At 67.4% G+C, this 17,179-nt stretch carries 20 protein-coding genes and 2 pseudogenes; 11 read left to right on the top strand and 11 right to left on the bottom strand.

The window, feature by feature from the left end:
- Window positions 1-342 precede the first annotated feature (342 nt).
- Together ACIPW5_RS25355 and ACIPW5_RS25360 are read left to right on the top strand one after the other, a co-directional pair.
- Window positions 343-1,083 (top strand): annotated as a pseudogene (locus ACIPW5_RS25355) (IS5 family transposase); the annotation flags it as partial.
- Window positions 1,084-1,101: 18 nt separating this feature from the next.
- Window positions 1,102-1,946 (top strand): IS5 family transposase gene (locus ACIPW5_RS25360; RefSeq protein ID WP_401249095.1). Its coding sequence is split into 2 segments (ribosomal slippage): window positions 1,102-1,455 and window positions 1,458-1,946, totalling 843 coding nucleotides; the frame shifts between segments, so codons are not numbered across the junction.
- 97 nt (window positions 1,947-2,043) lie between these two features.
- On the opposite strand, the gene ACIPW5_RS25365 is transcribed toward ACIPW5_RS25360, so the two are convergent.
- Together ACIPW5_RS25365 and ACIPW5_RS25370 are read right to left on the bottom strand one after the other, a co-directional pair.
- Window positions 2,044-2,970 carry a hypothetical protein gene (locus tag ACIPW5_RS25365; protein ID WP_401249098.1) on the bottom strand — a complete coding sequence of 309 codons (927 nt, stop codon included), beginning with the start codon at window positions 2,968-2,970 and terminating at the stop codon, window positions 2,044-2,046.
- A 47-nt stretch (window positions 2,971-3,017) separates the two neighbouring features.
- Window positions 3,018-3,641, bottom strand: a complete 624-nt coding sequence (locus ACIPW5_RS25370) for a hypothetical protein (protein WP_401249099.1) — start codon at window positions 3,639-3,641, stop codon at window positions 3,018-3,020.
- Window positions 3,642-3,852: 211 nt separating this feature from the next.
- Here ACIPW5_RS25370 and ACIPW5_RS25375 point away from each other — a divergent pair, with 211 nt between their 5' ends.
- Window positions 3,853-4,545 carry a hypothetical protein gene (locus ACIPW5_RS25375; protein ID WP_401249102.1) on the top strand — a complete coding sequence of 231 codons (693 nt, stop codon included), beginning with the start codon at window positions 3,853-3,855 and terminating at the stop codon, window positions 4,543-4,545.
- A gap of 69 nt (window positions 4,546-4,614) precedes the next feature.
- Here the strand turns inward: ACIPW5_RS25375 and ACIPW5_RS25380 are convergent.
- Window positions 4,615-5,217, bottom strand: a pseudogene (locus ACIPW5_RS25380) (IS5 family transposase); the annotation flags it as partial.
- A gap of 21 nt (window positions 5,218-5,238) precedes the next feature.
- Window positions 5,239-5,727, bottom strand: coding sequence for a hypothetical protein (locus tag ACIPW5_RS25385; RefSeq protein ID WP_401249105.1), 489 nt, complete (start codon window positions 5,725-5,727; stop codon window positions 5,239-5,241).
- A 306-nt stretch (window positions 5,728-6,033) separates the two neighbouring features.
- Here ACIPW5_RS25385 and ACIPW5_RS25390 point away from each other — a divergent pair, with 306 nt between their 5' ends.
- Window positions 6,034-6,312 (top strand): NucA/NucB deoxyribonuclease domain-containing protein, encoded by a 279-nt coding sequence (locus ACIPW5_RS25390; RefSeq protein ID WP_401249456.1) that lies wholly within the window; start codon window positions 6,034-6,036, stop codon window positions 6,310-6,312.
- A 19-nt stretch (window positions 6,313-6,331) separates the two neighbouring features.
- Entirely contained in the window at window positions 6,332-6,856 is a 525-nt protein-coding gene (locus ACIPW5_RS25395; protein ID WP_401249107.1) for a hypothetical protein, read from the top strand.
- 309 nt (window positions 6,857-7,165) lie between these two features.
- Here ACIPW5_RS25395 and ACIPW5_RS25400 read toward each other — a convergent pair whose 3' ends face one another.
- The 3 genes from ACIPW5_RS25400 to ACIPW5_RS25410 form a co-directional block, all read right to left on the bottom strand.
- Complete coding sequence (locus tag ACIPW5_RS25400; protein ID WP_401249110.1) at window positions 7,166-7,384, bottom strand: DUF6233 domain-containing protein; 219 nt, start codon at window positions 7,382-7,384, stop codon at window positions 7,166-7,168.
- A gap of 110 nt (window positions 7,385-7,494) precedes the next feature.
- Entirely contained in the window at window positions 7,495-7,905 is a 411-nt protein-coding gene (locus ACIPW5_RS25405) for a DNA/RNA non-specific endonuclease (protein ID WP_401249459.1), read from the bottom strand.
- Entirely contained in the window at window positions 7,818-8,162 is a 345-nt protein-coding gene (locus ACIPW5_RS25410) for a DUF6192 family protein (RefSeq protein ID WP_401249113.1), read from the bottom strand. The genes ACIPW5_RS25405 and ACIPW5_RS25410 overlap by 88 nt, the downstream gene beginning before the upstream one ends.
- 97 nt (window positions 8,163-8,259) lie before the next feature.
- On the opposite strand from ACIPW5_RS25410, the gene ACIPW5_RS25415 reads away from it, so the two are divergent.
- Complete coding sequence (locus ACIPW5_RS25415; protein ID WP_401249116.1) at window positions 8,260-8,940, top strand: hypothetical protein; 681 nt, start codon at window positions 8,260-8,262, stop codon at window positions 8,938-8,940.
- 26 nt (window positions 8,941-8,966) lie between these two features.
- Here ACIPW5_RS25415 and ACIPW5_RS25420 read toward each other — a convergent pair whose 3' ends face one another.
- Window positions 8,967-10,613, bottom strand: a complete 1,647-nt coding sequence (locus ACIPW5_RS25420; RefSeq protein WP_401249119.1) for a hypothetical protein — start codon at window positions 10,611-10,613, stop codon at window positions 8,967-8,969.
- A 292-nt stretch (window positions 10,614-10,905) separates the two neighbouring features.
- On the bottom strand, window positions 10,906-11,937 hold the full coding sequence (locus ACIPW5_RS25425; RefSeq protein ID WP_401249122.1) for a hypothetical protein: 1,032 nt from the start codon (window positions 11,935-11,937) through the stop codon (window positions 10,906-10,908).
- Window positions 11,938-12,460: 523 nt separating this feature from the next.
- On the opposite strand from ACIPW5_RS25425, the gene ACIPW5_RS25430 reads away from it, so the two are divergent.
- The 5 genes from ACIPW5_RS25430 (at window position 12,461) to ACIPW5_RS25450 (ending at window position 15,211) form a co-directional block, all read left to right on the top strand.
- Complete coding sequence (locus ACIPW5_RS25430; RefSeq protein WP_401249124.1) at window positions 12,461-12,817, top strand: hypothetical protein; 357 nt, start codon at window positions 12,461-12,463, stop codon at window positions 12,815-12,817.
- A 657-nt stretch (window positions 12,818-13,474) separates the two neighbouring features.
- A complete protein-coding gene (locus ACIPW5_RS25435) occupies window positions 13,475-13,840 on the top strand; it encodes a hypothetical protein (protein WP_401249127.1) in 366 nt (121 codons plus the stop codon).
- A gap of 78 nt (window positions 13,841-13,918) precedes the next feature.
- On the top strand, window positions 13,919-14,146 hold the full coding sequence (locus ACIPW5_RS25440) for a hypothetical protein (protein WP_401249130.1): 228 nt from the start codon (window positions 13,919-13,921) through the stop codon (window positions 14,144-14,146).
- Between the two features lie 142 nt (window positions 14,147-14,288).
- Complete coding sequence (locus ACIPW5_RS25445; protein WP_401249133.1) at window positions 14,289-14,744, top strand: NucA/NucB deoxyribonuclease domain-containing protein; 456 nt, start codon at window positions 14,289-14,291, stop codon at window positions 14,742-14,744.
- Window positions 14,741-15,211 carry a hypothetical protein gene (locus ACIPW5_RS25450; protein WP_401249136.1) on the top strand — a complete coding sequence of 157 codons (471 nt, stop codon included), beginning with the start codon at window positions 14,741-14,743 and terminating at the stop codon, window positions 15,209-15,211. Before ACIPW5_RS25445 ends, ACIPW5_RS25450 begins: the two co-directional genes overlap by 4 nt.
- 181 nt (window positions 15,212-15,392) lie before the next feature.
- On the opposite strand, the gene ACIPW5_RS25455 is transcribed toward ACIPW5_RS25450, so the two are convergent.
- Entirely contained in the window at window positions 15,393-16,013 is a 621-nt protein-coding gene (locus tag ACIPW5_RS25455) for a hypothetical protein (RefSeq protein WP_401249139.1), read from the bottom strand.
- 281 nt (window positions 16,014-16,294) lie between these two features.
- Window positions 16,295-17,131 carry a serine hydrolase domain-containing protein gene (locus ACIPW5_RS25460; protein ID WP_401249141.1) on the bottom strand — a complete coding sequence of 279 codons (837 nt, stop codon included), beginning with the start codon at window positions 17,129-17,131 and terminating at the stop codon, window positions 16,295-16,297.
- Window positions 17,132-17,179 lie beyond the last annotated feature (48 nt).

Consider the following 17,179-nt stretch of genomic DNA (forward strand, 5'->3'; position numbering starts at 1 on the left):
TGAAGCCAGCTCGTCCGTACATCTGATGCGGTTGACGTGGCCCTTCGACGACACCTGAGCTCCAGGACAGGGTCAGGCCGGCTGTGACAGCTGCAAGGTCACGTTCGAGGCCGTTGATGAAGGTGTGCATGCTGGGCAGGTCGTCGCCCCGGACCGCTGCTGCGGGCGGATCGGGTGGCGCATACTCGAACGGAACCGCCCGCCAGGACCTCCAACGCGTACGCCACCTCCAGCTCCCTCACCCCCTGGACGCAAGATCACATGGACCTGCAGAGTCCGATGCAGCTTAGGTTCTGTCCGGCGGATCAGGTGATCGCCTCGCATGGACCATTGTGTTGCTAGGTGGGGCGGGGCGATCTTACGAACGACGAGTGGCTACAACTGGCACCGCTTCTGCCAAAGGCCGGGTGCCGCGGAGGACGTTGGGCCGATCACCGGAAGGCGATCAACGGGATCCTGTTCCGGGTGCGCACGGGTGTCCCGTGGCGGGACCTGCCGGACTGGTTCGGGAGTTGGAAAACCGTCTATGAGCGCCATCGCCGATGGTCGGCGGACGGCACCTGGGAGAGGATCCTCCAGGCCGTCCAAGCCGAGGCCGACTCCCAGAGGCGCATCGACTAGAGCATGGTGAGCGTGGACTCCACCTCGTGCCGGCCCACGGGCACGCCGCCGGTGCACCGCGCAGAACACCCCGGATCCCAAAGCGGAGATCAACGCCCCGGCAACACCACACCGACGAAGGACTCGGCCGGTCCCGTGGCGGACTGACTTCCAAGACACACCTTGCCGGGGAAGGAGGCCGCCGTCCGCTCGCCATGCTGATCACGCCGGGCCAGCGGGGCGAAAGCCCGCAGTTGATCCCGATCCTGGAACGCATCAGGGTCAAGCGCCCAGGCGGCGGCCGCCCGCGCACCCGGCCTGACCACCTCGGCGGCGATAGGGCCTACAGCTCCCGCCGAAACCGCCGCTACCTGCGCAGATGGCAGATCAAGCACACCATCCCGGAGCCGAAGGACCAGCGGGGAGCCAAGACGAAGGCCCCGGGGGTCACGCTTCGGTTCTAGGCCGTTTCCTTCAGATCATCGGATCGTTGGTTGATGTGTGTCGTTGACTGATGCCCAGTGGGCCCGCATCGAGCCGTTGTTGCCGGACCGGACCCCGAAGCGGGGCGGTCGGTGGCGTGATCACCGGCAGGTGATCGACGCGATCGCGTTCAAGTACCGCACCGGCACTCCGTGGATGGACCTGCCCGAGCACTTCGGCTCGTGGAAGGGCGCCCACAACCGTCTGCGGATGTGGGCCGCCGACGGCACCTGGGGGAAGGTCTTCACCGCTCTGCTGGCCCAGGCCGACGCCGAGGGCGACCTGGACTGGGTCGTCGCGGTCGACTCCACGATCGTCCGCGCCCACCAGCACGCCGCCGGGGCCCGTCAAAAGGGGCCCCGACCGGCGAGCCGGCCGATCATGCCCTCGGACGCTCGCGCGGCGGACTGACCACCAAGATCCACCTTGCGGCAGACAGTCGCTGCAGGCCGCTCGCGTTCGTCCTCACGCCGGGCCAGGCCGGTGACGCACCCGCGTTTACCCAGGTCATGGACCGATTACGGGTACCCCGGCGGATCGGTCGCCCAAAGATCACACCGGGCATGGTCCTTGCCGACAAGGCGTATTCGTCCCGGGCGATCCGCTCTCACCTGCGCCGACGTGGAATCCGGGCGGTGATTCCTCAGCCCGCGGACCAGGCCGCCAACCGAAAGCGGCTCGGCAGTCGCGGCGGCCGTCCGCCGGCCTTCGACCGTGAGGCCTACAAGCAGCGGAACACCGTCGAGCGGTGCATCAACAAGCTGAAGCAGTGGCGCGGCCTGGCCACCCGCTACGACAAGACCGCCACCATCTACCTCGCAGGCCTCCACCTCGCCGCCATCTTCATCTGGTCCGCAAGGTGATCCGAAGGAAACTGCCTAGTGGTCGTCGCAACCCCCCGGACCACCAAGCCTCGGACGCCGCAGTTGCCCCTCTGCGACGGCAGACCGTGGCCGGCACTCATCGCTCGAACCCACCCGCATTTGGTGCGAGTTCGGCAGTCACCGGGTTGAGTACACCGTGCCCGCCACGGCTGCGGGTGGCGGCCTGGGTGACGCTGGTCGGGAGCGTCACGCCGGGCAGGAAGGCGCTGGCCTGCGCCTTGAGCTTCAGTTCGCCGTAGCTGTTCGCCCGCGCCAGCCGGTCCACGGATTGCTTGTGCGCGACCTTGTGACTCTCGGGCACGTCGATGGCGGCCAGTGCGCCGGCGAAGCTCTGCGGGGACTTCGTGAAGGCGTAGTCGTCCTTGAACAGCTGGCAGCGAAAGGGGTCGGCGGAGATGAGCTCGTGGATCTCCTTCGGCAAATGATCGTGCGGGGGCAGCGGAGTAGCGAACTTTACGCCCTCCTTGCCGACGTTGGCCTTCTTGAGGAGCGCGGGCATCTCGGTCTTGCCGAGCACCGAGTCCCTGGTGACGTCGGCGGCGAAGGGGATCGCCAGGCCCTCGGTCGCCTCGGCAAACCGGTCCGAAAGCGCATCCCAGGCCTGGCCGTGGACGGTGTCCAGTTCCTCCGCATCGAACTTGAAGTGTTCGACGAGACCTTCCAGCACATGGCGATTGTCCAGCGCGTAGGAATTCAGTTGGTGCCCGGCCGGAGTGTCCTCCAAGACCTGAAGGCCGCGCGACTCGCCGCAGGCCCGGGCCAGGAACCGGTTCGGCACCGGGGTGTCCGCGCCCTCGAGCACGGACTCGTAGGACCAGAAGGCCCGGTGGGGGCCCCGGGCGTCATTGGTGACTGATACGTTCCGTCCGATTCCCGCGATGAAGTCCGGCAGAGTCGGACCCCCGTCCGGATAGCTTGCCTGATAGTCCCTGTATATTCTCTCCGCAACCTCGGCACCTGCCTGCTGGTTTCTGGGCATCGCCTCGGCATGCTGCTTCTGCAAGGCGAAGGCCCTGGCTATTTCTTCCGGTGTGGGAGGCGCATCGGGCCTCACAGCTGCCGCCCTGTCTTTGCAGGGGCGTTGACGCTGAGTCGAAGGCGTGAGCCGCCGGGCGTCTCAGAGGTCCACGCCGAGAACGACACCGACTGGACCAGTACGAACCACGGCTGGCCGGGGTGACCACCCCTGGGCTCCCAGAACGCCATGCGATACGGGGTGCGCGTCTTGAGGCGGTAGTCCCGACTCGGCCAGAAACTGTCCACCGGCGGCTCCGGGAAGTCCTGAGCGTCCCAGGGCCCGCTCCAGGCCGCCGGCCCCAGTACCCCTTCGGCTGCCGCGAGGAAGCCCGGCCACTCCCTGGCTGCGTGCGCGAGGACCTCGGGGTTGTCCGCCGGGTCGGTCGCATCCACGTGCCACGCCCAGTGGGTGAGACTCTCGACCGGGTGCCAGTTGCCGTTCGCCTCGAGCTTCCACCTGCCTCCGGCGCTGCTGTGCACCACGAGGTTGCGATCCGCCGTCTGCGGCTCCCAGCCGTTACGCTGGCACCACGTACGGCACTCCGACGAGCCGCCCTGCGGCGGGCCCTGCCACACAGAGGTCCAGTCCAGACCACGCAGGCCCGCCAGCTCGGCGGCCAGATTCTGGGCCGTGCGGCCCGACGTCTCCGTCAGCATTGTCTTTCGGCTCCTTGTGTCAGACACCAGCAGGCATTGTGGCACGCCGTCAGAGAAAACGATCATCCCAAGATGAGTTGTCGGTGCACGCTGTTGGATGCATCGCCTGGCACCCAAACTTCCTGCCTGTTTCTGATCTCGGAGCCAGGGCTTCAGCGGGCCGCCCCACGCCATCGGTCAGTCGTGAGGGAGCTGGGGCCATGATGACTTCGTGACCAACAGCTTGCAGACATCTCCGGCCCGAATCCCGGGCTATGACGGTGGCCCCTTCCGCCACCAGCCCGAACTTCTGGACGAGTACCCGTTCTGGCAGGTCCACCTGCCCCTAGGCACCACACAGGATCAGGAAATGGGAGCGTTGCTGTCCCATCTGCTGGGAGGCGACACCTGGCCCTTGTTCACGGTGCCGCTCGCCGGTGACCACCACCTGTATGTGGTGTATCGCGCCTTGGAGGGGGAAGCCGGCATCGACTACCTCGTGCACCACCCTGACTGGGACGCGGCCGAGGCCTTGGCGCAAGACGATGGGCACTTCATGGGCCCGGGCCTGTCCTGGGCCGAGCTGATTGCCGCAGCGGACAACGGCTTGCCCGGCGGCAGCACCACCGACCCCCACTCCCGACTGCTGCTCCTGCTCCCGGCATTCGGCGACGACGCCGTACCGGATGACGCCGTCGAGCGTCTGACCGCCGCATTGCTTGCCCGCACCCGTGTTGAGGAGCCCGAGCGGCTTGCTGCGACACTCCTTGAGCATCAGGGGCAGTGTGGCCCCACTCGGTGGACGACGGCTGAGGGCGGCTACCTGATCAACGACGGTGGCTACTCCTTCCGTAACCCTGCCAACCACTTCGCCTGGCCGACAGCCCGCCTGGCCCAGGTCGCCTCCGCACTGACAACTTCCTGACGGCAGCGCGAGGAAACGAAGAGCTCCTCGTCAGAGCGAGGGTGAGAACCGCTCTGGGGGCTTGCGCGCCTTGGTGATCCGGCGGGTCATGAGGGTGACGGCGGCCCAGGTGATGAGGGTTTCCGAGTGCTGGACGAGCCGTTCGTAGTCGCGTGCGTGCCGGCGGGCCCGCATCATCCAGGACCAGGTCCGTTCCACGACCCAGCGACGGGGCAGGATGACGAAGCCGGAGGCGTCCTTGGGCCTGCTGACACTCTTGATCGTCAGGTTGAGGTATGTCTTTGCCCAGGTCACGAGCTTGCCCGCGTAGGCGGAGGCCGCCCAGACGATGGTGATCCCGGGGTGCATGAGGCGGAGGCGGAAGAGGACTTCCTTGGCCGCCTGGCTGTCGTGGAGGTCGGCGGGGGTGACCATGACAATCAGGGGAAGACCGCGGCTGTCGACGACCATGTGGCGTTCGCGGCCGTTGATTTTCTTGTCCGCGTCGTACCCATGCGAGTCACGTCCGACGGTCTCGGCGGCCTTGACGGACTGGGAGTCGATGACGGTGGCGACCGCGCGGGGTCCTTCGCCCATATCGCGGCGGATCCGTCGTGCGAGGACAGCGCGGATCTGCTTGATGACACCGCAGGCGGCCCAGCGGGCCATGAACCCCCAGACGGTCCGCCAGGGCGTTCTGTGGAACCAAAGATGTCAAGCGGTGTGCTTGTGGATCACGCCGAGGTAGTGGCGTTCACGATGAGGAACGTGATCGTCACGGCCGGGTGTGAAGAACACCGCGCAGACGTTCGCCGGATGGGTAAGGATGCTGGATTGCTCTCCGAATGTGAGGCGGTCGTTGACGTCGTGGCGGCAGTCGATCACATCAAGGCTGGCGATCAGGTCTTCTCGGAGCACTGTGGACGCGTACGACTCTGAGTCTGGCAAGACGAGGGGTGGCAGCTTGGTCGTCGAGCCCGGCTGGAGCCTGATCCAGATTCCACTCACGGCGCCTTGGCTGACGACCAGCTCCAAGCCGTTCCAGGCATAGGGATAGCCGTCAATCTCCGGTCTCATCCGGATGGCGGGGTGTGGGCGGCCTGGGCCCAGGAGATTTTCGGCCTCGGTCAGCGGCATGCCGCAGTGAAGCGGGCCGATACGGCCGGTCCGGGCGAAGTCGACGAGCACGTTCATCAAGGTCACGACAGCGACTTTGGCATCTTCTCGTGCCGGCCCGCACCTGGATAATGCTCGATCGAGGGGGCTCAGCACGGGACTGTAAATCGTTCGGCTCTGTCTCACATCCGGTGGTGACGTATGGCAACGATGATCACGCATAGCGATGTGCCCGGTTCATCTTGTTGTTGAGAGCCCTGCGGATCCGGGTGTGTGTGAGAAGGTGCGGCCGGCCCAGATGGCCATGCACCGGCTCGACCAGCGCATTCTTCGATGACTTTCTGTCACCACCGAATGTGAGACAGGGCCGAACGATTTACGGTCCCCGAGCCGCTGCACCGGCTCGTTGACCGGGACAAGCAGGATGACAACCGGAAGAAGGCGATCGCTACGTGCAATGACGTCTGGGGTGATTACAGCGGCACCAAACTCCAGTGCGACGAGTACCCATTCGCTTCGACCCGGGAAGGTGCCAACGCCCCGGGAAACCGCTTCTCCGCCCGTCTTATAGAGGGAACCGACAATGAGACAGGCGGCCGGCGGCTCAACGAGATGTTCACCCTGAACCGCATCATTGACGGAGACCCCTTCTACGTGAAGATCATCCCCTGAGCTCCCGCGGAGACCACCGATGGCTCTCATCACCCACTACAGCACCACAGCCCGACCCGACCGCGGGATCATCCAGGTGTACGACTCCGACGCCTACATCGGCGACGACGAGACCCTGCAGAACTCGAGGACCCAGGTCGTCGCCGGCAACGGCTACCACCTGTACCTGCACAGCCTTCAGCCCGACATCCCGGTAGAGATCGTCATCAGGATCTGGGATACCCCGCAACAGCCTCCTGAAGATGCCGAAGGCGTGACTGCGGTGACCCTGGAAGTCGCGACGGGCCTACTCGTCGTGAACCAGCTGAGCTACGGCCCGGCAGGAGAAGTGAGCCTGCCCCAACCCGGCGTCTACGGCGGACATGTTGCATGGAAGGGGCGGCAAGAGACGGCCGCCTACTACGGATCAACGATCCGACGCGCTGCCGAAGAGCAGTGGACCCCAGAGCAGATTGGAAGCTCATGGGGAGAATGTTCCGCTGCTGAACAGTACGCATTCGACCTTTGGTTCATCAGGGAATGCGAACCTGACGACGATGAGTAGCCGTACTGGGCGGCAAGCACCGTGCTCCTTCGGGTGCGCACGATCCGGGATATTGCAGATCAACCGGATGCCTGACGCGGCTTGAAGGCGCTGGAACACCCTGGACGTTGGTAGGCGTCTGTGTACCTGCCCGCAACACGGCCGTCGGGGCCAGGTCGGCCCGGCGCAGGAACTCGAAGATGTCCCCCTCGCTGAGGGCGCGGCCGAGGATCTCGCAGTTGACGCGGACGCGGCGTCCGCCCTGGGCGTCGGGCGGGTAGACGATGACGCGCAGGGCGGGATTCATCCCTTCGTGGTGGCGGTGCCCGGTCATTCGAGCGCTCCGGGGGCGGTGTCGGGGCGGCAGTGCGGGCAGGCGGGGATGACCTCGGCCGGGGCCCGCCGCGCGGCGTCTGCCGATGCCGGCTTGCACCGAGTACGGGTGCCCCAGCAGCCGCCGACGTGGATGTCCGGTGGACGACACCATCGCCGGTGGTGTCCCTGCGGACGCTCGCGTGGGCGGGTGGGGTGCTGACCGGCAGAGGGCACGAGGCGGTGCTGCTCGATCCGGCAGACGGGAGCGACCTGGCACGGTGGCGTGGATCTTGTTCCGGTTGCCGTGGACGTGGGCAACCGTGGGCTCCTCGGTCAGTTCCCCCTCATGATGTCGTCGTAGCTTTCCAGACGATGCGAGAGGTCTTCTGGGTCGCGGACGGGGGCATCAGGTCGACGGCGGGGAGGGGTCCGAGGTCGAGGATGTATGCCGTGGAGGCGAGGCTGCCGTCCTGGATGAAGGCCGCCACCTTCCAGAACCGCAGCGGCACCTGGATGCCGCGGTACGGCGGGTCCGATTCGTGCAGCACCGGGCCGGTTTTCCCGTCGAACTTGGCCGCGTGGTCGAGGGGGAGGTTTTCCAGCCCCAGCCACAGCTGTGACGGGCCATTGATGTAGTGCCTGTGCTCGACTTCTGACCTGTGGGTGTTCAGGTTGATCGGGCGGTGTAGGGATCTGTAGCTGTCTGCTGTGGTTCTCGGGGCTGCCCGATGGGGGACCTGCCTGCTACGGGGCAGGCGTGTTGGCCTGGTGTTTTCTCAGGTTGGCAGACCTGGGCGACGAAGGTCGGGCGTTTGAGCAGGTCACCGGTGACGGACGCGGCGACTTTCTCGTCCTCGACCAGGGTGTGGACCGCGCTGACGCGGTCCTCGGCGCGGAGCTGGGCGACGACCGTGGGGCGCCGCAGCAGGTCGCCGGTGACGACGGCGGCCACCGCCTCGTCCTTGGCGAGGGTGTGGATCGGGGTCTGATACTGGTGGACTCGCCTATTCAACTGTCGCGTGTTGGCCCGTCCGGCTCTGGAATCGCTACTGACCGTGACGTCTGACAGGGGCGGGGCTGATGTCAGAGGGATCCGGTTGGATGAGCCCGTGACTGTCTATGACGTAGCCCGCCAGCTTCCCACCATCGCTGACTTGCGGGACTTGTGCCGCTCGCTTGCGATGCTCGACGCGATTCTGAGCCCGGACTGGGAAAGCCGGTACTACTCCTTCAACGCCGCTTGGGCTGAAGGCGAGGAGATGGCCTCGATGCGCAACGGGTCAGGAGACGAGTACTCCATCGTGTTCTCGGCGGCCGGGGTCTATGTCCGCGGCTTCAGCCACGAATCGCCGATGAGCCCATATGGCAACGACGGCGAGCCTTGGCCGGGAGTGACTGACGAAGTCCCTGAGGTCTTTCGGCCCTTCGTGGAGGAGCCGGCGTTCACCGACGAGGACGGCCTGCCCGTCGTAACAGCCTGCTTGTGGCGGGGGACGACCGACGATCAGTGGCGCCACGGGACGATCGACTTTCCTGCGGGCCGTGCCGATCCTGATGGGACGACCGGACTGTTCAATCTCCTGGTCGACCGTTCTCCGGAAGCGTTCCAGTGCTTCGCCGAGGACTACTACGAGGTCCCCGTGAACCGGGCAGCGGTGAGCAATGTGTATGCCCTGCGGCCGCTGGACCAGGAACTCGTTTCGTCGCTGAATGCAGAGGTCACCCTGGCGGACCTGGCCCAGGACATCTCCGAAATCGGCTATCCGCGCCCGGGTCGAGAGTCGCTCTGACTGCTGCTCTCGGTGGGATCTCCTGTTCAACTGTGATCGGCCTGCCGGGGAGCCTTCCGGCCTGTGCGGCGAGCTTGGCCGTGGTGACCCGGTGATAGCTCAGTTCCAGAGCCCATTCTCGTGTCGCCCGACAGCACCGGTGGTGGTGCGGAGAGGGGGCAGGAGAGTGGGAGGACGCGTTCGGTCAGCTGCCCGGTGAGATGGGTGTAGGTAAGAGCGGCGTCGGTGAGCCAGTCCGCTGCGGTCAGCTGGTCGACCAGGTGCTCCAGTTCGCAGGTGTCGGCCGGGACCAGAGCGGCGAGGGCGCTCCGGTCGATGCCGTGGCCGCCGGATCCCAGCCAGCCGGACGCGCTGGTCTGTGTGGCCAGGGTGAGGGCGAGCAGGCGGGCGGCGGAGGTGGCCTTGGCCTTGCGGAGTTTCTTGTCGGAGATGACCTTCTGGGCCCAGCCGGAGAGCTTGGGCCGCATCTTCTTGCCGAACGTGAACGGGCCCGTCCCGTCCTCGCCTGGTGCCAGGGAGGGGACGGTGACCGGGGTGGCGTTCTCCGGCCGGGAGGCAAGCAGATCGCCGGCGGTGCCGGGGAGGGTCAGCCAGCCGCAGCCGGTCAGGTGCTCGACCAGGTCCTGCGGATCGGCCAGACCCAGCCCGGTGAGGTCTTGGCCGACGACGTTCCCGGTGCCGGTGTGCGCCGTGCGCAAGGTCAGCACCAGCACCAGCAGCCGTGCGTCGGGGCCCGGCAGCGGGGCGTGCTCGGCCACGTAGGCGAGGACGGAGCGGGCGTGCTCCCACTGCCCTGCGACGCTCAGCAGCCGATCCACGGTCGGCCCGCCGTCGGTGATGCCGCCGGTGTGCTGTTGGTGCTGGGCTCGGGCGGTGGCGGCGGCCTGTTCGGCGCGTCGGGCCTCCCAGCGCAGGTGTCCCTGGCTGGTGACGTCGGCCCAGGTGGTGAAGGCGCGGGCCTTGCGTTCCTGGAGGTCGGCGAGGAGCTCCAGGTCGGGCTGGTCGCGCTGTTGGTAGGCGCGGAAGAGGTCACCGAGTTCGATGAGTTCGTCCCGCAGGACGACGGGCTGCAGATCGTGGGGGATAAGCCGCTGGGCGATCTTCGCCTGGGGTGGGCGGCGTCGCGCCGGTACGGAGCTGGGAGCTGGGAACGGGCCGGTGGCCTGGTGGTCGGAGAACTGCGGCGCCCCCGCACCCGCGGCCGGGAGCGTACTCGAAGCCGGGGAGGTCGGGTGGTCGGTGGCTGTGGGTGGTTGGGAGGTGGCGGCGGTCGTCGCGCCGGGGGTGGCGGCCGCGCAGCGGGAGCAGCACTCCATCACCTGCCACCAGCGGGCTTCCCGGTCGGTGACCACGGCCAGGACGACCGGGCCGCCGCACCGCCAGGGCTCCGTGCGGGGCCGTCCGGTGTCGGGAAGATGGGCGCGGCAGTCCGCCAGTCGGCACGCGCAGTACGCCGTCGCCCTCGGCGCGGGTGCGGCGCGAAGGTGGGCCTTGATGTGGGCGACCGCGGCCGCCCGGCCTTCGGCCGCGGACGGCAGACGCTGCTCGGCACAAGCGGGCCGGCTGCACGAGATACGCACCGCCGTACTTCCCCGGCCAGCGGCGTCCAGACGTACCGTCCAGCGCCGCCCCGGTACCCGTTCGTCGAGTTCACTCACTGCGGGCTGCGTCATCCCGGTCGTCCTCCCGTCCTGCGTCAGCGGTACCCGCCCGTGCCGCGCGCCAAGCGCTGCGCGGTGTTCGGCGGCGTGGACACCGTATTGGTCCGCACGAGCGACGGGCTGTTGAACTCGCCCTGTACGAACGGCGTGGATTCCGAGCGAGTCAGAGATCGGCGTCGGCGCGGGGGTGGAGTTCAGGAGTCGAGGAGCGCCGAAGATGAGTTTGGTGTCGTCATACGGCCAGGCCATGACGGCACGGCCTACTTTGATCGGTGAGCAACGTGCCGTCGCCGCAGTCGTTCCGTCAGATAGTGCTGATCGTGGTGCTGGACCGCGTCCAGAGGGAAGGCTCGGGCCATCCAGCTTCGGGCGCGCCGGTCTGGCGCAGTGTCGCGATCTGCCAGTTGTAGTCACGTCCTTCAGGGCTTGCGTGGACCCGTAGGAAGAGGGGGTCGTCGCCCTCGTTGCAGCCGCCGAAGTAGAACGAGCAGGTGTGTCCCCACTGGTAGGGGGCGTCCGGTTCGGCGCAGAAGCAGAATCGGTGAGACACCTGCGCGGCCACGCCCCACCGTGGATGGCACAGCCGCTGCATGAGCTGGTCGTGCCACAGGCTACGAGGGTGGGCGGTACGGGCGTCGATCTTCCAGCTGTCGGCATCCTCCCAGCACTGGACGCGGTAGAAGGCGGTGACGGTGTGGAAGAGGGCGATCCGTCGCAGCAGGGCGCTCCCTACCGCGGCCCGCCTGGATCGCGAGCCTTGGAGACTGGGGTAGGCGTTGAGGTAGGCGGCTTCCACGGGGTCGAGCTTCGAGGCTCTCCAAAGTGGCCGCGCACCGTTGTCTTCGCACCAGCGCCGGTGCCGGCGTTCGATTTCCTCCCATCCCTCCGACAGTCCTGGGGGAAGGGCGAGCACAACAGCCGCGGCTTGCCCGAGGTCTTCCGCCATGTGCAGCTGCAGCTGCCGGCCGCGGGCGTCGATGCCTCTCACCCGCAGGCCGGGGATGCCCGGCAGATCGCCGTCGCTGGGGGTAGGGGCTGTCGGCAGCAGACGACTCAGGCAGTGCTCGGGGAAGGAGTACCGCTGCTGGCCCATGTAGGGGTCGAGGTGCAGGGTGAGGGACGTGGGGGCGCTGATCACTGACGCGATGCCGAACGGATGCGCGCACAAGTCCGGGGCGGTGCCGAGCTGCTCCAGGACATAGCCCTCCAGCAGTGCCTGCGACGGTGATGCCGAGGGAGCGGGGTGACCGGTTGGAAGGCCGGCCCGGCGCGACTGCCCGCTGCACTCGGCCCAGTAGCGGAGTTTGCGGGACTCCCACGAAGAGTGGCGGCTCATGACAGTGCCTTTCCGACGTGCCTTGGCCCGATCTCGACATGCCAACGAACACTGACGAGCTGCTGTGGGGTGATCTGGCTGTGCAGGCCGGTGCAATGCCACGCTCCTTGCGTTCCGGTACGCCGGATCGGGCGGCGGTCGGAACGTGGCCCGCCTCGGGCCATGCCGAACCATCATCAAGCAGGACCATGGCTCGGACAGGCGACATCATCGCGGCTTCACCCGTATGGATTCAGAGCATGGGCGCGAGTGACGGAGGGCGGCTGCGGCAGCCGACGGCGAGATCGAGGGACCTCTCCGCGAGTCCAGAAGTCGCATTCCAGCCTGCTGGCCGGGGAGGCATCCCTCGTTCGGATGGCAGTACGCCAATAGGGACACAGGTAAAGGGGCCTCGCCGTGATACTACGGCCGTGACCTTCCCCTTCCAGCGCCAGGCCGGGTTCTGACCGCCTGCTCCTGCCTCATCGCCGCCGTCTTCCTGACAGGGTGCTCCACCGACTCCCCGCCTGAGCACTCCGAGCGTATGCAGAAAGCCGCCGGGCTCAAGACCTTCCACTTTGAGACCACCAAAGACCTATGGGAGAAGACAACGGACCAGGAAGGCAGGGACGGGCGCAGGCTGGAACTGAAGACCACGACCAAGGAGCAGGTTGAGCTCAGCGGCGTGGCCCTGGCGAACTATCTGCGGGTCCTGGACTACATGGCACACGGCGGCTCGGATGCCGCGAGCTTCGGCACGCATCACAGCGCCGAGTCCATCCGCATGTACGACGAGATCGCCACCGTTCTCGACAGCATCACCAGGCGCCCTGACCCGCAGGAGGAACCACCTCGCGTGGTCGTTGACACCGCCTTCGTCGACACGAAGAACCAGAAGTAAGTGGCCGAAGGAATCTGCCACGTCGGTGTGAGTGGAGCGGGCGATTCAGGCGGGAGGCGTTCCAGACGGTAGGGCTGTCGGCACGGCACGCGCGTTGTATGCGGCGATCGCCCGCCCCCGTTCTGGTGGCAGTTCGCCGCCGGGGCCGGGAACCCCACCGGCGCCCTGTGCCTCTACCTCCTGCACCTGCGGCGCGGCGAGATGCGCGACGCCAGCCACGGGGCCAGCCAGATCGGGCAGCTCGAAGCCGCGGACGACGGGGACATCACGCACTACAAGCCCGTGCCCCACGAGCAAACCCACCCCACCGCCCCCGCCGTCGGCACCACCATGCGCTACGAGACCCGTCCCGCCCCGACGACACCTCCGTCTCCGACGAAACCGTCAAGGACATGGTCGAACAGCTCGGCATGGACCGGCACGAGGAACTGGGCCGCATCCACAACCCCACCGCGGGCCTGGCGAAGCAGATCGAGGAACTCGCCACCCACTGACACACGGTCGACCGGCTCCGTCGCCTGTGTGGCGGGGCCGGTCGTCTTTGCGCGCACACCCACACCCAGACCCGGGGCCTGAGCATGACGCGCGCGGGAAGCTGCTGCCCCGTGCGTGGGGCAGCATTCACTCATGGAATTTCGGATCGAGTGGCCTGCACCCATGGATGAGTACGACTGGGCAATACAGGAGGCGAAGGGCTGGCTGGATGTCACGGTCGAGTGGAAGGGCGACAGGCAGCTCGTCGACGTGTGCGACCCGGTTCGACTGGCACAGACCATCACCAGCGAGACTGGCAGGCTCGGGCACTTCAAGGCCAGGCGCCTGTTGGTGGTGTCTGGTGTGACCCGCGAACATATCGCGTCCGCCATCTCTGCGATCGCGCACGAAGGCTTCTTCGATCCCTGCCAGCCCAGAGTCAGCAAGACCGGTGCCGGTCCGCCTCGTGTCTGGAAGGGCCGTTCATCGCCGCCCGTCAGGTCCGTTGGGGTGACTCGCTTGGCTCTCGCATGTGTTTGGCCCCGGTGAGCCGGTAGAACCGAGGCGGACGGTCGTTACGAATGGTGACGGAGTGCGGAAGGAAACGCGGGCCCGGCGGGTAACAACGTGGGCGTACTGGTCTGGGCGGTGCTTCTGGCGAATCCCGTGCCCTTGGGGGCGCAGGCGGTGCCGAGTGGTCGGGGCGGTGCGTCCTCGCTGAGCTTCGCTGCCCCGCAGACCGCGCCCTCGGCAGTGCTGGGTGCGGTCTGCGTTGAGGGAAAGCTCTCCTATGACCGGCATGAAGGCTGTTCGATCGCCCCGGGTGAGCTGGTGGTGACCAACTCCAAGGGCTGACGCATCGGTTCGATGAAGGTGCGGGTCACCCAGCGCACGGTCCTGGCAGCCCGGGACTCGAGGACCTGGATGCATCGGGTCACCCTGGGTCCGACCTTCGCGGACGGCGCGGCCCGCTCGGCATCCGTGAAGGTGACGATGGGTGTGTGGGAGCGGCGCGAAGGCGTGCAGGGTCGACAAGGCGTCGGCCGCGCGGACCCTGACGGTGGGCCAGGACGCTGTCTTCGAGTTCTCCCTCTCGCGTAGGGACCCGTTGGTGCGGGAGGCCGCGGAGTACGTGCTCGATGCCCAGGGACAGTTGGCCGGGCATCCCGGCCGGGGTGGTGGTGGGAAGCCGCTGCACCGGACCATGGACAAGAGCGTGATCGCCGCGAACCGGGGTGCCGCCTGTCCGAAGTCTCTGGAGCGGTCGGCGGGCCAGAGCTGCGACGAGTATCCGTTCGCCTCCACCAAGGAAGGCGGCGCCAGCGGGATCTACAGTCGGCGGATGATCAACGCCGACCACAACTCCACCGCCGGGGGCTCCAACTACCTCCTCAGAGCCTACAAAAACCACCGGATCATCGACGGGGACGCCTTCTGGGTAGCCGTCTCATGAACGACAGCATCCCTTCCGCACCTGCTCAAGCCCGCGTCTGGGTCCACTACGCGCAGTTCTACCTCGCGGACCCCGAGCTGGGCACCGATGGTCTTTCCACACCCGAACAGGCCACCGACGGGATCCTTGCCACGGGACGCGACGGCGCCTGTGTCCGTACCGGGCTGAACACCGGGTACGTGACGGTCTCGGCGCAGTGCCTTCCCCAGCGTCCAGAGACACTGCCGGCGGGCGCCTGGGGGACCAGCTCTGAAGGCACCCTCGAATCCACCACCGGATCGCTGCTCGTCCACTCCTGGGAAGACGGCGCCATCGAGGATCTCCCCGATCTTGCCGCACACGGCCCCGGCCTCTACCACCTCCGCATCAGTGCCCGCGGACGTGATCGAGGCCATGCCATCGACACCACGGGCCCTGAGGAAGACAGCGGCGAGCACTACTTTCTCGAGACCTGGCCCATTCCCTAGATCGGCCAGGTCGAGGCGGCCGAGGTCCAGTCCGCCCCACATCGCCAGCACGCCACCCTCCGTAGGTGCCTGGCCGAATCCGGCCAGGCACCTACCTGGCGTACCTCGCGGCCCCGGGCGTAGTCGCGGGGACCGCCCCGCGGCCGGAGTGCCGGCCGCGGGATCGTCGTGGTCGTTGGGGTCAGGTGGCGGTGTTCCACGGGTGGCCGCGCTCAAGGAAGTCGCGGTTCCACGCCCAGCACATGACGGGGAACCCGAGTTCGGCGAGAGCGAGGCGGGCGGTGGTGGCCGTGGCAGGCCGCTTCCCGGTGGCGTCTTCGAGGAGGGTCACGACCCAGTGGAGGCCGGAACCGGCGAGCGCGTACCAAACGGGTTGCCCGAGGGTAGTGCCGTGCGCGGGGATGCTGCGGGCGGCGGCGATCTCGACCTGTTCGCGAGTGACTTCCTGCCGTCCGCCGCGCACGGCATAAGTGACCGGCGGGACGCAGCGGGCGCAGGGCTTGAGCTTGAGGGCGGCGGCGGCTTCGGCACGCGGTCGGGCTTCGTAGCCGATGCACTTAGTTTCGCGGCTCTGGAGGTCGGCGCAGGCGTGGTCGGAGTGGAAGGCAACGCGCCGGGTGCCGACACGGACGAGGACCATCGGGCGGCACGCGGCGCACGGCGTGAGTCCTGCGGCTTCGGCGTCGTCACGAGATATCCGCTGGTCGTCCGTGGCCGGCGTGGAGAGGGTCGGGCAGCCGGGGTCCTGGTGGTAGAGCTTGGCAGCTGGGTCCGGGTGGAGGTGGATGAACGGCAGGGACATGGTGATGGTCCTTGGAGTGGGATCCCGCGCCGGGTGGAGCGGGCTGGAGTGGCAGGGCCTGCCGGGCGATGGCCGGATGCCGTAGCGCCCCGCGTTGGTGGCGGGGTGCTACTGCCTGCGGGGGCGAGGAGCCCGTCGCCCGTGGAGTGCGGGGGCGCTCCGTCTCCGTCCGGGCCGATTGGCCGCTTACGGAAGCCAGCAGGCAGCGTACGTGTAAGAAGTGGCATGGATTGCCATTAGGGAGATACGTCTCATCCTGAACACGTCAATAGCGGAGGAATTCAGGCATCGTGTTGCTGTCTGAGCAGTTCGACGCCCATGCGGTCGGTGTCACCGGAGGTACCGCCGATTCGGTGGATCAGGACCCACGAGCCGTTGGGGAGCGCGCCGGCGAAGGCGGATGACGTCCTGGTTGCGCCGTTGTGCCAGGTGACCTGGCCGGTGGTCTGCCATGTGGGTGCGGGACCCCCGAGTTTCCGGTCGACGAGCAGGCCCTTGAGCAGGTCGGCGGTCGCGCGGGGGGTGGCCCAGAGGCCGCCGGCGGGAAGGATGCCTCCGTCCAGGGTCCATTGGGGTCGCTTGCGTCCGAAGAGCCCCGTGGGGTGCAGGCATCGCCCTGGTGGTGGGCTGGCGGTGATCTCGCCGATGCCCAAGGGCGTGAGGACGTGGTCGTGAACGAGTTGTTCGTAGGACGTCTGGGCCGCCGAGGACAGGGCTGCCCCGAGGATGGCGTATCCGAGGTTGGAGTACTCCTTGGCGGTGCCGACGGGTGTCACGGTGATCTGGTCACAGGTGTCCAGCACTTGGTGTAGAGCGGTGGTGTCGAAGCCGCGGTAGGGGTCCTTGCCGGGCAGACCGGGAGGTTGCCGGGGGAGGCCGGAGGTGTGCTCGGCCAGGTGCTGAAGGGTGATGCCGGTTCCGTGGGGTGCCGGGAGCCAGCGTTCCACTGGGTCGGCGGTGTCCAGCAGGCCGGCTGCGGCCATGCGGACGAAGGCGGTTCCGGTGAGGACCTTGGTGAGAGAGCCGATCTGGACGTAGCGGTCCAGGTGGTGGCCGTCGGTGGTGCGGGGCGCGGAGGCGCTGGAGAGGACACAGGTGGGTGTGCGTGTCCGTAACACGGGCGAGGGTCCTTTCAGAGGCGGGCGGGAGGTACCGCGCATGCCGGG

The sequence above is a fragment of the Streptomyces sp. NPDC090077 genome, assembly GCF_044747545.1.
Lineage (GTDB): Bacteria > Actinomycetota > Actinomycetes > Streptomycetales > Streptomycetaceae > Streptomyces.

What these genes read in the sequence shown, in the direction of transcription:
- ACIPW5_RS25430 (WP_401249124.1), top strand. Translation starts at nt 12,461, where the DNA reads ATGCAGAAAGCCGCCGGGCTCAAGACCTTCCACTTTGAGACCACCAAA.
- ACIPW5_RS25420 (WP_401249119.1), bottom strand. Translation starts at nt 10,613, where the DNA reads ATGACGCAGCCCGCAGTGAGTGAACTCGACGAACGGGTACCGGGGCGG.
- ACIPW5_RS25370 (WP_401249099.1), bottom strand. Translation starts at nt 3,641, where the DNA reads ATGCTGACGGAGACGTCGGGCCGCACGGCCCAGAATCTGGCCGCCGAG.
- ACIPW5_RS25395 (WP_401249107.1), top strand. Translation starts at nt 6,332, where the DNA reads ATGGCTCTCATCACCCACTACAGCACCACAGCCCGACCCGACCGCGGG.
- ACIPW5_RS25435 (WP_401249127.1), top strand. Translation starts at nt 13,475, where the DNA reads ATGGATGAGTACGACTGGGCAATACAGGAGGCGAAGGGCTGGCTGGAT.
- ACIPW5_RS25450 (WP_401249136.1), top strand. Translation starts at nt 14,741, where the DNA reads ATGAACGACAGCATCCCTTCCGCACCTGCTCAAGCCCGCGTCTGGGTC.
- ACIPW5_RS25455 (WP_401249139.1), bottom strand. Translation starts at nt 16,013, where the DNA reads ATGTCCCTGCCGTTCATCCACCTCCACCCGGACCCAGCTGCCAAGCTC.
- ACIPW5_RS25425 (WP_401249122.1), bottom strand. Translation starts at nt 11,937, where the DNA reads ATGAGCCGCCACTCTTCGTGGGAGTCCCGCAAACTCCGCTACTGGGCC.